The sequence below is a fragment of the Corynebacterium variabile genome (genome assembly GCF_006539825.1).
Classification (GTDB): Bacteria; Actinomycetota; Actinomycetes; order Mycobacteriales; family Mycobacteriaceae; genus Corynebacterium; species Corynebacterium variabile.
In genome coordinates, this window is sequence record NZ_BJNT01000015.1 from 105,612 (window position 1) to 119,920 (window position 14,309).

Annotated in this window: 11 protein-coding genes; 9 read left to right on the forward strand and 2 right to left on the reverse strand. The window is 67.8% G+C overall.

The window, feature by feature from the left end:
• Positions 1 to 19 precede the first annotated feature (19 nt).
• Positions 20 to 1,981: a solute carrier family 23 protein gene (locus tag CVA01_RS10030; RefSeq protein ID WP_141330445.1), complete on the reverse strand. Its 1,962-nt coding sequence runs from the start codon at positions 1,979 to 1,981 to the stop codon at positions 20 to 22.
• Positions 1,982 to 2,438: 457 nt separating this feature from the next.
• Between CVA01_RS10030 and mvk the strand changes: the two genes are divergently transcribed.
• Genes mvk through fni form a run of 4 tightly spaced genes read left to right on the forward strand, consistent with a single transcriptional unit; the run spans position 2,439 to position 6,661 of the window.
• Positions 2,439 to 3,398, forward strand: a complete 960-nt coding sequence (mvk, locus tag CVA01_RS10035; protein WP_244938245.1) for a mevalonate kinase — start codon at positions 2,439 to 2,441, stop codon at positions 3,396 to 3,398.
• Complete coding sequence (gene mvaD / locus CVA01_RS10040) at positions 3,395 to 4,420, forward strand: diphosphomevalonate decarboxylase (RefSeq protein WP_073883750.1); 1,026 nt, start codon at positions 3,395 to 3,397, stop codon at positions 4,418 to 4,420. The genes mvk and mvaD overlap by 4 nt, the downstream gene beginning before the upstream one ends.
• Positions 4,420 to 5,529 (forward strand): phosphomevalonate kinase, encoded by a 1,110-nt coding sequence (locus CVA01_RS10045; RefSeq protein ID WP_141330447.1) that lies wholly within the window; start codon positions 4,420 to 4,422, stop codon positions 5,527 to 5,529. Before mvaD ends, CVA01_RS10045 begins: the two co-directional genes overlap by 1 nt.
• 1 nt (position 5,530) lies before the next feature.
• Positions 5,531 to 6,661 (forward strand): type 2 isopentenyl-diphosphate Delta-isomerase, encoded by a 1,131-nt coding sequence (gene fni / locus CVA01_RS10050; RefSeq protein WP_141330449.1) that lies wholly within the window; start codon positions 5,531 to 5,533, stop codon positions 6,659 to 6,661.
• Between the two features lie 63 nt (positions 6,662 to 6,724).
• On the opposite strand, the gene CVA01_RS10055 is transcribed toward fni, so the two are convergent.
• Positions 6,725 to 7,951 (reverse strand): GAF domain-containing protein, encoded by a 1,227-nt coding sequence (locus CVA01_RS10055; protein ID WP_073883753.1) that lies wholly within the window; start codon positions 7,949 to 7,951, stop codon positions 6,725 to 6,727.
• Positions 7,952 to 8,341: 390 nt separating this feature from the next.
• Between CVA01_RS10055 and CVA01_RS10060 the strand changes: the two genes are divergently transcribed.
• The 5 genes from CVA01_RS10060 to CVA01_RS10080 all read left to right on the forward strand — a co-directional run bounded on the left by CVA01_RS10060 (position 8,342) and on the right by CVA01_RS10080 (position 14,163).
• Complete coding sequence (locus tag CVA01_RS10060; RefSeq protein ID WP_073883786.1) at positions 8,342 to 9,262, forward strand: thiamine pyrophosphate-dependent dehydrogenase E1 component subunit alpha; 921 nt, start codon at positions 8,342 to 8,344, stop codon at positions 9,260 to 9,262.
• 87 nt (positions 9,263 to 9,349) lie between these two features.
• Positions 9,350 to 10,366, forward strand: a complete 1,017-nt coding sequence (locus tag CVA01_RS10065) for an alpha-ketoacid dehydrogenase subunit beta (protein WP_073883754.1) — start codon at positions 9,350 to 9,352, stop codon at positions 10,364 to 10,366.
• Position 10,367: 1 nt separating this feature from the next.
• Complete coding sequence (locus CVA01_RS10070) at positions 10,368 to 11,966, forward strand: dihydrolipoamide acetyltransferase family protein (RefSeq protein WP_141330451.1); 1,599 nt, start codon at positions 10,368 to 10,370, stop codon at positions 11,964 to 11,966.
• A gap of 10 nt (positions 11,967 to 11,976) precedes the next feature.
• Positions 11,977 to 13,467 (forward strand): dihydrolipoyl dehydrogenase, encoded by a 1,491-nt coding sequence (gene lpdA, locus CVA01_RS10075; protein WP_141330453.1) that lies wholly within the window; start codon positions 11,977 to 11,979, stop codon positions 13,465 to 13,467.
• Between the two features lie 162 nt (positions 13,468 to 13,629).
• Complete coding sequence (locus CVA01_RS10080; RefSeq protein WP_141330455.1) at positions 13,630 to 14,163, forward strand: metallophosphoesterase family protein; 534 nt, start codon at positions 13,630 to 13,632, stop codon at positions 14,161 to 14,163.
• Positions 14,164 to 14,309 lie beyond the last annotated feature (146 nt).

A 14,309-nucleotide genomic window follows, 5' to 3' on the forward strand; every position in this document is an offset into this window, starting at 1 on the left:
TCTCCGTCCCCGGCATCACCTACCCCAGGTGGTCGAACTTCGACTCCCACGCGGCGGCGACCGGATTGGCGTCCGCGATGAGGTTGTTGAAACGGTCATTGGAGATCTCCACAACCTCACCGAGCAGCTGCAGGTGCTCCTGCTCCGGGGAGTTCTCCAGCCGGCGCAGACCCTCCGTGACGATCTGACTGCGGGAGTCCATCCGGCCCAGGCAGGCGACGAAGGGCATACTGAACCGCTGGTGGTACTGGTCGGAGAGATCCCGGAGCTGCTCCTGCTCCACATCGTCCATCTCCTCCAGGGCGAGTGAACCGGCGAACCCGGATTCGCGCTTCAGTGCCTCCGCGTCGAGCAGGAGCTCGGCCATCGACGGGTAGTCCCGGATCAGGGCGTCCTGCTGCTCGCGCGGGGCGGTGAGTACGGCGTCCTGCACCGCATCGCGCAGGTCCTGGACCGTGGCGAAGGGGCCGACGGCATGGGCGCGCTCCAGCGGCCACGTCGCATTGTTGAACAGCGGCGAGAAGGTGCGCAGGAAGGACGCCTGATCCATGGCGTTGACGTCCTCCAGAGTGAGCATCCGGCCCGCCGCATCGCGGGTGACGTCGGGGGACGGGCGGCGTCCCACATGGAAGAACAGCAGGTTCAGCACGATCGCGGCGATCGAACCGGTCGTCACACCCGAAGCGAAGAAGACCTGTGCCCAGTCCGGGAAGACCTCGGCGATGCCCGGCTTGAACGTCACCAGCATGCCCAGACCCATCGAGATCGTGAGGATCGTGGCATTGCGCGTGTCCGTCAGATCGACCTTGCCGAGCGTCTGGATACCGACCAGTGCGACATTGGCGAACAGCGCCAGACTCGCCGCGCCCAGCACCGGCGAGGGGATCGCCGAGACGACCGCGCCCGCCTTCGGGATCAGCCCGATGACGATCATGAGGACGCCTGCCGCGGCGACGACCCAACGGGAACGCACCCGCGTCATCCGCACCAGGCCCACGTTCTGCGCGAAGCAGGTGTACGGGAAGGAGTTCATCACGCCACCGAGGGTGGTGGAGAGGCCGTCGGCGCGCAGCGCCCGGGCGATGTCATCCTTGGTGGTGCGGCGTCCGACGATCTCGCCGGCGGCGAAGACGTCGCCGGTGGACTCCACCATCGTGATGAGCATGACGATGATCATCGAGATCGCACCGGTGAGCACGAACTCCGGGGCACCGAAGTAGAACGGGGTGGTGAAGCCCACCCAGTCGGAGGTGCCCACGTCGTCGAAGCCGGCGTCGCCGAAACCGAAGGCCACCGCGGTGCCGATGACCAGTCCGACGAGGATCGACAGGGTGCCGAGGAAGCCCTTGAAGAAGCGCTGCATGACGATGATGATCGCCAGGGTCAGACCGGCGTAGGCCAGGTCCTTCGTCTCAGGCGTGCCCTCGGAGTAGTTCGTGAAGTCGTTCGCGGCGACCGACAGCAGGGTGAGGCCCATTGTCGCCAGCACCGTGCCGATGACCACCGGCGGGAAGAACCGGATGAACTTCGCGAAGTACGGGGCGGCGAGGAAGGTGAAGATGCCCGAGATGATGATCGAGCCGTAGATCGCCGGGAGGACGCCCACCCCTCCGTCACTGTTGACGGCCAGACCGATGGCGACGATCGGGGCGACGGCTGTGGTCGTCACACCCTGGATGATCGGCAGTCGCACACCGACCTTCCAGAAGCCGACCGACTGGATCAGTGTGGCGATACCGCAGGTGAACAGGTCGGCGTTGATGAGGTGGATCGTCGTCTTCGCGTCGAGGTTCAGCTGCCCGGCGATGAGCAGCGGGACGACGACGGCACCGGCGTAGAACGCCAGAAGGTGCTGGACAGACAGGACCACGAGCTTGCCGGCGGGCGGGACCTGGTCGACGGGATGCTTCTGGGCGTTGGATGTGGCCGGCGCGACCGGTGGGGTCGGCGGCGTCACTGGCGCGGACGCAGGTGTGCTCATGCGGGATCTCCGGTGATGGACCGTCCGGATCAGAGGCCGGACAGGGGCTGGGAAACGTCAGTGGTCCGCTGTCCCTCCCCTGCGGATCGCGCAGGTGGGCGTACGGTGGACCGGGTACTGACACAGGGTAGTCCGCCGGTGGGGTGCCCCGGAATCGCGGGGTGCTTCACATGTTCTGTGACCTGCACCGGGTGTCCGGATCGTGGGTTTCACCGTGCAGTGCAGCAGACATGAGGCAGTATGGGTGGATATCGGGACTGCTTTCCGGGTTCACCCTCACGTTCACGGACCGCGGTGCCGGCAGCATCAGCATGGTTGTCGGTGGCGTCGTCATTTTGCCGGTGGGCGTCGTCTGCGGCACTCTGAACAAGTTGGGCGTGGGCTACGGCGTGCAGATCGATACGCTGTAATCTTCCCCCAGGATCGTCCTGAACCTGCTGTAGCGAGAAAGGCTTCCGTGGCACCTCACGTCGGACACGGCCAGACCGTGGCCAAGATCATCCTTTTCGGGGAGCATTCCGTGGTCTACGGGCACCCCGCTATCGCGATGCCGCTGCGCACGCTGCGCATGATCGCGCGCGTCGAGCCCACCGACGGTCCAGGCACCCTCTCCGGCCTGGGCTGGACCGGTCCCATCACTGAGGCTCCGGCCAGGTTCTCCAGCATCGTCAAAGCCGCGGAGGTCGCCTCCGACTTCGCCGGTCACCCCGGCGCCGGCCTGAACATCTCCACCGAATCCGAGTTCCCCCCGGAGCGCGGTCTCGGTTCGTCCGCCGCCGCCGCCGGTGCAGTCATCCGTGCGGTGCTCGACGCCTTTGACACACCCGCCACTCCGCGCGAGCTCTTCGATCTCACCCAGGAAGCCGAGACAGTCGCCCACGGGCGTCCCTCCGGGCTGGATGCCGTCGCCACATCTGCGGAGGCACCGGTCCACTTCCAGGCGGGTCAGGCCACGGACCTGGAGTTCAGCCCGGACGCCTGGATCGTCATCGCCGATTCCGGTGTCGAAGGCTCCACGCGGGAGACCGTGGGACACGTCCGTGCCCGCTTCGAGGCCGAGCCGGACATCATCACGGCACTGCTCAACCGGCTCGGCGAGATCACCGACGAAGTCGTCGTCGATCTGCGCACCGGTGACGTCCAGGGCATGGGTGCCCGTATGACCGAGGCGCACGGCATCCTGGGCCAGCTCGGTGTCAGCAACACCCAGCTGGACGCCCTGGTCACCGCGTCCCTCGGGGCAGGCGCCCTGGGGGCGAAGCTCACCGGCGGTGGACGCGGTGGCTGCGTCATCGCCCTGGCAGCCACCGAAGAGGACGCCGAGAACGTCGAGAAGGCACTGGTGGACGCCGGTGCCCGGGGAACCTGGGTCCATGCCCCCGCCACCGGACAGATGGCCGGGGAGGTCATGCAGTGACAGATGCCAGCAGCCCGGCGACCGCGACAGCGCACGCGAATATCGCGCTGATCAAGTACTGGGGCAAAGCCGACGACGAGCTCATCATCCCGGTGACCTCATCCCTGTCGCTGACCCTCGATGCGCTGTACACGACGACGACCGTCCGCTTCGGCATTGACGGGGACGCAGATGAAGCGACCCTCGACGGTGAGGTTGTCACCGGCAAGGCCTACAACCGGATCGTCGACCTGCTCGACCTGGTGCGTGAGCGCGCCGGGATCACCGACCGGGCCGAGGTCGTCTCAGTCAACACCGTGCCGACCGCTGCCGGCCTGGCCAGTTCCGCCTCCGGCTTCGCCGCCCTGGCCGGTGCCGCCGCCGCAGCCGCGGGCCTGGAACTCAGTGACCGTGAACTGTCGCGACTGGCGCGGCGGGGGTCCGGTTCTGCGTCCCGCTCGATCTTCGGCGGGCTCGCCGTGTGGCACGCCGGGACCGACGACGACTCCTCCTACGCCGAACCGGTCGCGGACCCGACCGGTCTGTCCGGGGATCTGGCCATGGTCGTGCTGGTCCTCGACGCGGGGGAGAAGTCTGTCTCCTCCCGTGAGGGGATGCGGCGGACGGTGCAGACCTCGCCGGACTACCGGCCGTGGGTCGAGGCACACGCCGGCCACCTGGCGTCCGCCATGGAGGCCGTGAAGAACGGTGACCTGGAGCGTCTTGGGGCTGTCGCCGAGGAGAATGCCGCCGGGATGCACGGGACGATGGCATCCGCCGTACCGCCGGTGGAGTACGTCACCGACCAGTCCCGGGCCGCGCTCGCCGCGGTGAAGACGCTGCGTGAGGAAGGGCTTCCGGCCTGGGCGACGATGGACGCCGGCCCGAACGTCAAGGTGCTGACCCGTGCCTCCGAGGCGGAGCGGGTGGACGCGCGGCTGCGCGAGATGCTCGCCGAGGTCGCTCCGCAGCTCGGTACCGTCGTGGCCTACTCGGGCCCCGGCCTGGAGATCACCCGACCCGACACCCGGGAGGCCAACTGATGAGCGGACTGTTCACCCGTGCTGTCACCGAGGTGCGCGCGCCGGGCAAGCTCTACATCGCCGGTGAGTACGCCGTGGTCGAGCCCGGCTACCCGGCGGTGCTCATCGCCGTGGACCGCTACATCACTGTGCGGGTCAGTCCGGCGTCCGCGGACACCGGTCACATCACCACCGACCAGAACGCGGGCAGTCACCTGGAGTGGTACCGGCAGGGCAGTGACATGCTCATCGAACCGGACCAGGACCAGTTCAGCTTCGTGCTCGCCGCGGTGCGGATCGTGGAGGAGGCGGCGGTCGCTCTCGGCGTCCCGCTGCAGGTCTTCGATCTGGACATCACCAGTGAGCTCGACGATGACTCGGGCCGGAAGTTCGGCCTGGGCTCGTCCGCCGCGGTGACCGTGGCGACGGTGCGGGCACTGTGCGCGCACTACAAGCTGAAACTCACGCTGATGGAGCAGCTGAAGCTGGCCCTGCTGGCCAGCATCGAGGTGCAGCGGTCGGGGTCCGGCGGTGATGTCGCGGCCTCGATGTTCGGCGGCTGGATCGCCTACACCTCTTTCGACCGGGAGTGGGCCCGGGAGCAGCGGGCAGAGCGTCCGCTGGTCGAGCTGGTGAAAGCGGAGTGGCCGGGGCTGTCGGTGCGTCCGCTGACCCCGCCGGAGTCGCTACGTCTGCTGGTCGGCTGGACCGGGTCGCCGGCGTCCACCTCGCGGCTGGTAGGGGACGTACAGTCCAACAAGCGCGGGGACGCCGCGTGGTCCTACGCGGGCTTCCTGGCGGACTCCCGCGACTGTGTGGAGTCCTTCGTCTCGGCTCTGGATGCCGCAGACACCGAGGGCGTGTTCGCCGGGATCCGGCGCAACCGTGCCCTGTTGCGTGAGCTCGGGGAGCACACCGGCACGACCATCGAGACGCCGACGCTGCGTCGGCTCATCGAGTCCGCGGAGGACCGCGGTGGTGCCGCGAAGACCTCGGGCGCCGGTGGCGGCGACTGCGGCATCGTGCTCATCGGGGAGGACGCCGACATCGACGGCCTGCTCGCGGTGTGGGAACGGGCGGACATCCGTCTGCTCAACCTGCATCAGCACCAGTCCACCAGGGGGAACTGACATGGCGATTTCACGGGACACGCTCGGGGGAGGACGCAAGGACGAGCACGTCCGGCTGGCTGAAGAGCTGCGGGAACTCCGCGATGCCGGTGTGGTGCGTGGTGTTTCTCCGCACGGCGTGTGGGATGACGTGCGCTTCATGCACCACTCCTTCCCGGGCGGGTCCTTCGACGGCGTGTCGTTGAAGACCTCGGTGTGCGGGCGTGACTGGGCGGTGCCCTTCTACATCAACGCGATGACCGGCGGGTCGGAGAAGACCGCGCTGATCAATGCCGATCTGGCCCGGGCCGCTGCGGCGACCGGGGTGGCGATGGCGACCGGCTCGGCGTCCCCGGCGCTGAAGGACCCGTCGCTGGCGCATTCCTTCGCCGTGGTGCGGGAGAACGCGCCTGACGCGTTCCTGTTCGCCAATGTCAGCCCGGAGATGACGGTGGACCAGGCGCGGGACGCCGTCGGTTTCCTCGACGCGGACGCTCTGCAGGTGCACGCGAATCCGGCGCAGGAACTGGTCATGCCCGAGGGTGACCGGGACTTCAGCGGCTGGCTCGACCGGCTGTCGGACATTGTCGCCGGGGTCGATGTGCCGGTGGTGGTCAAGGAGGTCGGCTTCGGGCTGTCGGCCCGGTCTGTCGCGGAAGTCGTGGCGCGCGGTGTGCGCACCATCGACGTCAGTGGTCGGGGCGGGACGAACTTCATCGACATCGAGAACCGGCGTCGGGAGAAGCAGGAGTACGCCTACCTCTCCGGCTGGGGACAGACCGCCGCGGAGTGCCTGCTGGATCTGCAGGGGTCGCCGGTGATGCTTCCTCGTGATGTCTCCGAGGAGGAGCCGGTGCAGGTGATCGCGTCCGGCGGAGTCTCGACGCCGCTGGACGTGGTCCGTGCACTGTCACTGGGTGCCTCGGCGGTGGGTGTCTCCGGACACTTCCTGCATGTGCTGATGACCGACGGACTGGACACTCTGATCGACGAGATCACCGAGTGGATCTCCCAGGTCCGCACCCTGATGACGCTGCTGGGTGCTGCCTCTGTGGCGGAGTTGCGGCAGGTTGATGTGCTGGTGACCGGTACGACCGCCGAGTTCGCCCGGCTGCGTGGTGTGGACCTGGCGGCGCTGGCGCAGCGTCACTGAGCCACCCCGGGGTGCTCTCCCACCAGGGGAGTGGACCTGGCCCACACTGAGACGGTGTCCGATTCAGTGGTGGCCCGGTGGTCGTTCGGTGGATGTCCGGTGGTTGACCACCACACGATCCGACAGCCGGTACGGGCCCGTCACCACCAGCCCGGAGATCTCCTGGCGAATCCGGTGGATCACCGTGCGTACCGCGATCCTGCTCCCCTCGTCCCCGTACACCTCCGTGGCAAGCTCGCGTGCACTCATTCCGGACGGACGCGCCGCCAACGCCGTGATGACGGCGGCGCGTCGCCCGCTGAGGGTGTGCGACCAGGATCCGTCCGTGCCACCGGCGAGGATCTCGCAACGGGCTCCCCGGAGTGTCACCTGTATCGGGGTCGTCGCCGCAGTGGGGTCCTCACCGGGCAGCAGCAGCCAGCCTCCCGCCACCGGAACCGGCTCCACCTTCCCGATCCGGTCCACGACAAGGGGACCGCTGATGGTCTCCGGGAGGGTCAGCCGGTGCGGCAGGGTGACGCCGTTCGCCGCCGCGACCCATCCCCACCGGTCGACGGCAGCCCAGGCACCGGCTGTCACCGACTGACCCGCAGCGGTGGTGGCGAGATCGTCGAGGCTGCGCCGGTGCATGTCACGCAGCTCCAGTTCGGCCTGACGCGCCAGGCTGGTGGCCAGGACTATGGCGCTGGGGTGTGCGTCATCTGTGCGACAGGACAGGTTGATGACGCCGATGGTGCGACCGTTCCGGGGGTCGGTCAACGGCGCTCCCGCGCAGCTCCACGAGTGCTGGTTGACGCAGTAGTGCTCGGGCCCGTGTACGTGGACCGGGTTGAGGGAGGTGAGGGCGGTACCTATTGCGTTGGTGCCGACCGTCCGCTCGGACCAGTCACTGCCTGGGCTGAAGTGGAGTCCGTCCGCCTGCTGCTGCATTGACCGACCCCCACCCCGCCACACGACCCGTGCCGCGGAGTCCGCGAGGACCAGCAGGGTGTGGTCGTCGGCGAGGAGGGTATCGAGTTGACGCTGGAGGATCGGGAGCAGGGAGGTCAGTGTGGCCGCATCGCCGGCGGCATCGCCGTGGCCCGGGGAGCGGGGGTCGTCGAAAAGCCACCCGTCATCGTCGGGGTGCATCCCCAGTCGCATGCTCCGTCGCCAGGATTCCTCGATGACGCGCCGCGGGCGTGCCACAGGGGTCCGGCCCGAGGTGACGTCGGCGTGGATCGACTCGAGCAGTGAGAGATACCCCGACCTGTCATCCCCGCTGTCGAACGCCGTCTCGAAGGATCGCATGGTCCTAGTTTACCTTCGCCACGGATAGCTACCCGACAGAAGTCGGGGAATGGCCGGGGAAGCTTTCGGGGAACAGGCCCGTTCGGGGGAGGTTGCACGACGTTGCATTGCGTATGAAGACCGCAGGTTATGTCTGTTTTCCTGTGGTGCAGAACACAGTCCACCCCTGTCCGTGGGAGGTGAAGTGGATAGCGTCAGGGAGGAAGCCCCCGGGAGAGGTCCGGGAGCGATCCACAACGCGAAGGGAGGTCGACGACCATGAGTCCGACCACCAACACCCGCACCGGGCGGGCAAGGACGACTGCAGCGTCGAAGAAGAGGTCCGGCGCGGGCACCCGATCGGGTAAGACCCCGTACTCCACCGAGGACCTCCTCGGCGCCTACCGGCGAATGAGTGAGATCCGGGCGTTCGAGGACCGGCTGCACAAGGAGAATGAGACCGGTGACATACCCGGATTTATCCACCTTTATGCAGGTGAGGAGGCCATTGCTGTCGGTGTCTGCGATGAGCTGCGTCCGACTGACTTCATCGCCTCAACCCACCGCGGCCACGGCCACTGCCTGGCCAAGGGTTGCGACATCCAGGCGATGATGTGCGAGATCTTCGGCCGCGCCGAGGGCCTCGGCCGGGGCAAGGGCGGCTCGATGCACATCGCCGACCTGTCCGTCGGCATGCTCGGCGCCAACGGCATCGTCGGCGGCGGCCCGCCGCTGGTCACCGGTGCTGCGCTGACCGCCAAGACGCTCGGCACCGACGGCGTGGCCGTCTCCTTCACCGGTGACGGTGGATCCAACCAGGGCCTTGTCTTCGAGGCGATGAACATGGCGGTCGTGCTGCAGCTGCCCGTCGTCTTCGTCTACGAGAACAACGGCATGGGTGAGGCCACGGGCGCGGACTTCTCCGTCGGCTCCCATGACATCTCCGGCCGGGCGGCGGCTTTCGGTATGCCGGCGGTGAAGGTCGACGGTACCGACTACCTTGCGGTGCGGAAAGCTGCGGCCGAGGCCGTCGCGCGGGCACGTTCCGGTGGTGGCCCCTCGGTGATCGAGGCATCCGCGATCCGGTTCTACGGGCACTTCGAGGGCGACGCCAACCTCTACCGGACCCCGGACCAGATCAAGGAGTACCGGGCGACGAAGGACCCGCTGCTGATCTTCCGGAAGAAGCAGGAGGAGGTCATCGACGCCGCCGATCTCGACGCCATCGACGCGGCCGCCGTCGATGAGGTTGACTCCGCCGTGGCCCACGCGCGCGCCGCAGCCTGGCCGGACCCCTCCGAGGTGCTCACCGATGTCTACGCGTCCTACTGATGCCCAGGCGGCATCAGCCAACGGGCCGGCCGATGGCGGCCGCGCCGGATGTACCACAGCGAACGAAGTGAACGAGGAGAGACGGTAATGAGCAGGAAGAGTTTCCGCGAGGGCATCCGCATGGCGATGGCCGACGCGATGCGTGAGGACGAGAAGGTCGTCCTCATCGGTGAGGATCTACGTGGCGGCAAGGGCGGTACCAACCCGGACCCCACTGTCGAGGCCTTCGGTGGCGTCTTCGGGGTGACGCAGGGCCTGTGGACGGAGTTCGGTGACGACCGGGTGATCGACACCCCGATCACCGAGTCCGCGATCCTCGGTATGGCGGCCGGTGCCGCGACGACCGGGCTGCGTCCTGTCGCTGAGCTGATGTTCATGGATTTCTTCGGCGTCGCCTACGACATGATCTACAACCAGGCCGCGAAGTTCCGGTACATGTTCGGTGGAAAGGCCACGACCCCGCTGGTGGTGCGCGGAATCATCGGTGCCGGGGTGGGGGCGGCAGCCCAGCACTCCAATTCGCCGTACAACCTCTTCACCTCCACTGCGGGGGTGAAGGTCGTCGTGCCGTCGAATGCCTATGACGCCCGCGGTCTGCTGCTGCAGTCGATCCGGGACGACGATCCGGTGATCTTCTGCGAGCACAAGGCGATCTACGACATGAAGACCGAGGTTCCGGACGAGCCGTACACGATCCCGCTGGGCATCGCGAACTACACCCGGCAGGGCACCGACGTGACCATCGTCGCGCTCGGCAACCTCGTCAACACCGCGAACACCGTCGCTGACAAGCTTGCGAAGGAGGGCATTTCGGTGGAGGTCGTCGACCCGCGCACCACCAGCCCGCTGGATGAGGAGGGAATCCTGGAGTCCGTCGCCTCGACGGGGCGGGCCGTCGTCGCCGATGAGTCTGCGGCCCGTTGCGGTTTCGGCCATGACGTCACCGCCCTGATCGCCACGCAGGCCTTCGACTCCCTGTTGGCTCCGGTTCAGCTGATCGTGCCGCCGCACTCCCCGGTACCTTTCTCCACCCCGCTGGAGCAGGCGTGGGTCCCGGGCGTGGAGCGTATCGAGGCCGCCGTGCGCAAGGTCATGGAGGTGTGAGATGACCACCATCAGAGCCATCGAGATTCCCAAATGGGGCATGACCATGGCCGAGGGCACGGTCGACGAATGGCACCTCGCCGAGGGTGACTCCTTCGCCGAGGGCGACCTTCTCGTCGCGATCGAGTCCACCAAGGTCATGAATGATCTGGCGGCGGGCTTCGACGGTGTGCTGCGGCGCATCATCGCGCACACCGGTGACGTACTGCCCGTCGGTGCCCTCATCGGGGTCTCCGCCGACCCGTCGGTGTCCGACGAGGAGATCGACGCCTTCATTGCCGAGCGGTCGCCGGACTCCGGGGACACGGGGGATGCGGCTGCCCCTGGGACCGAGGCAGCTCCGGCGGGCGATGCTCCTGAGCACGACGCACCTCCGGCGGCAGCTGCTCCCGCACCGGCACCTTCAGTCGCGACCCCCGCACCGGCACCCGCAGCGCCGTCGGCCAGCGGGGTCACCGTCCCGGCATCCCTGCGCGGGGTCACCGCCGACGATGTCTTCGCCACACCTCACGCTCTCGCCTTCGCCGAGGAACACGGGATCGACCTCGGCGCCGTGACCGGTTCCGGCCGGGGTGGACGCGTCAGTCGGTCCGATGTGGAGGACGCTGTCGCCGCGGCCGGCGGGTCCGTCCCGGCGAAAGCCGAGGCCACCCGGTCAGGTATCCCGCTGCGCTCCACCGTCGACGACTCCGGTGTGGATGCCACCCCGGTCGCCCGCCGGATCGCCGGGGAGCTTGGGATCAACCTCAACGACTGTCGGGCCACCGGCCGGTTGGGCCGGGTCTGCGTCCCCGATGTCGAGGAGGCCGCGCGGCGCTTCGGTCTCAGCGACGCGACCACAGGTGCGGAAACACCCGGTCCAGGGAGTTCCGCGGACGCCGCGTCCTTCCCGGTCGCAGAACCGGCGAATACACCGGAAGCCGTACCCTTCACCGGGATGCGTCAGGCGATCGCGAGCAGGCTGCAGCAGTCGGCGCAGACCTCGCCGCACTTCCGGGTCAACCAGGAGGTGCAGATCGACGCACTGCTCTCCCTGCGCAAGCAGGTCAACGAGGCGGTTCCCGCCGTGAAGATCTCCGTCAACGACCTGGTCATCAAGGCCGTCGCCACCGCTCTGATCCGTGTTCCCGAGGTCAACGTCCAGTTCGACGAGGCCAGCCGGACCGTACTGAGATTCCCCTCGGCCGACATCTCTGTCGCCGTCTCCGTGGATGCCGGGCTGATCACCCCGATCGTGCGCGGTGCGGACCGCAAGTCGCTGTCGCAGATCTCCGGTGAAGTCCGTGAGCTGGCGATGAAGGCGAAGGCCGGAAACCTGCGGCCCGAGGAGTTCCAGGGTGGCACCTTCACTGTCTCGAATCTCGGGATGTACGGGGTCAGCTCTTTCGACGCGATCATCAACCCGCCGCAGGCCGCGATCCTTGCCGTCGGTGCCGGGGTGAAGAAGCCGGTGGTGCTCGACGACGGGTCGGTGGAGCCGCGCACGGTCATGACCGTGAGTATCGCCGCCGACCACCGCGTCATCGACGGTGCCCTGGCCGCGACGTTCGTCGGCGAGCTCAAGGGGATCCTTGAGCAGCCCGCGCAGATGCTGGTGTAGGGGAGACGTGATGACAACGAACAATCGCGCGAGAACTCCTCTGCAACAGAAGGCTGACCGGTTTGACGTCATCGTCGTCGGCGCCGGGCCCGGCGGGTACGTCGCTGCGATCCGGGCAGCCCAGCACGGGTTACGTGTCGCGGTCGTGGAACGTGGCGAGCTCGGTGGCGTGTGCTCCAACGTGGGCTGCATCCCCACCAAGGCGATGCTCCACGGTGCCGATGTGGCCCACGAGATCGCCACGGCCGGTGCCCTGGGGTTCAGCGTCGGAGAGGTGTCTTTCGACATCTCGGGTCTGGTGGACCACAGTCGGCAGGTCGTCGACCAGCTCACCACCGGCATCCGTGGTCTGCTGGACGCCAATGGTGTGGAGATCATCGTCGGCAATGCCACGGTGCCCCAGAAGGGCCGGGTGAAGGTGGAGGTCGCCAAGAGTTTCCGCGAGCTGCACTCAGACCACATCATCTTGGCCACCGGGGCGCGTCCCCGCTCGATCCCGGGCGTGGAGCCGGACGGTGACCGTGTGTGGACCTCGACTGAGGCGCTGCGTCCTTCCTCGTTGCCGGCCTCGTTGCTGATCATCGGGTCCGGCGCGATCGGCGCCGAGTTCGCCAGTCTCTACCGCGACCTCGGTACCGAGGTCACCCTGGTTGAGGCGCTGCCGGGGATCCTGCCCGCCGAGGACGCCGAGGTCTCGGCGTTCGTGGCGAAGCAGTTCCTGGCGCGTGGGATCGACGTGCGGACGTCGGTGACCGTCGTGTCGGTCGTCCCGGATCCGTCCGAGGAGACCGGCGGTGTGACCACGACGTTCACCACCTCCGACGGTGCATCCCACTCAGTGGTCACCGAGCGTGTCCTGGTTGCCACGGGTGTCACCCCCAATTCTGAGGGCCTCGGCCTGGAATCGCTCGGTGCGAAGCTGGAGCGTGGCTTCGTGAAAACTGACCAGTGGTGCAGGACCGGTGTCGCCGGGCTGTACGCCATCGGTGACCTCGCCGGTGGGCCGTGTCTGGCGCACAAGGCGAGCCATGAGGCGGTGCTGTGCGTCGACCACATCGTCGGCGAGGCCGGCGTGAAGCCGCTGGACCGGAACTTCGTGCCCGGCTGTACCTACAGCCGGCCGCAGGTCGCGAGCATCGGGCTGACCGAGGCGCAGGCCCGTGAGCGGGTCGGGGCTGCTGGCGGCGGTGCCGGGGTCGGCGGCGTCCGGGTCGGAAAGTTCAACCTCGTCGGCAACGGTAAGGCTCTGGCGCTCGGTGAGCCCGAGGGCTTCGTGAAGACCGTCTTCGACGGTGCGACCGGTGAACTCCTCGGTGCCCACCTGGTGGGGCCGGCCGTCACGGAGATGGTGCAGGGCTTCGGGGTGGCGCACTCGCTGCACGCCACGGCCGAGGACCTGGCGGAGGTCGTCTTCCCCCACCCGACGGTCTCCGAGGCGATGCATGAGTCCGTGTTGGACGCGCTCGACCGGGTGATCCACTGGCCGCCGGCGCGGCGGTGAGGCGTTCGGAGCTGAGTCACCTGCGTTGAGCAGGCGAAATAGACATAGCGTGGGGTACGCTTCCGGCCGCTTCCTGCCGCGGAGCGTACCCCACGCTGAGACTATTTCCGGAGGTTGTCCGCTCCGTGGGTCGGGTCAGCTGGGTCGGATACGCTGTGGCGCATGAGCGACCTCTTCTGGACCGTCTCCGACCTGCACTTCGGGCACCGGCTGGTCGCCGAGCTGCGCGGGTTCACCGACACCGACGAACATGACCGGGTGGTGCTCGACCATCTGCGCGAGGTGCCGGACGGCAGTGTCCTGCTGTGCCTGGGGGACATCTCGGTGCGTAAGGACGCCTACGCGCTCGACCAGCTCGGCGTCCTCAAGGCGGAGAAGGACCTGACGATGTGGCTGGTCCCCGGGAACCATCACCGGGTCCACCCGATGTTCGGGTGGGATTCTGTGGCGGAGTGGACGCCGCGCTACCGGGAGGTCTTCGACGTCATCGCGCTGGACTTTCAGGTCAGAGTCCGGCACTGGCAGGTCCTGATGACGCATATCCCCCGGGCGTCGGGGAAGGACGCCGTGCAGGACCCGCGCCAGACCCCGAAGTTGGCGCGATGGGCGGGACGCGAGGGATTCGACTGCACCGTCCACGGGCATACGCATTCATCGGTGCCGGTGACCCGCAAGCACGTGGTCAAGTCTCTTTGAGTGGTGTTCTTTGTCGGTCCCTGTGAACAGGGGATTGTCAGCGACGAGTCGACCAGCTCAGCCGTCGTCGTAGACCATAGGGACCGTGGGGACCGTGGGGACCGTGGGGACCGTGGGGACCGTGGGGACCGTGGGGACCGTGGGGA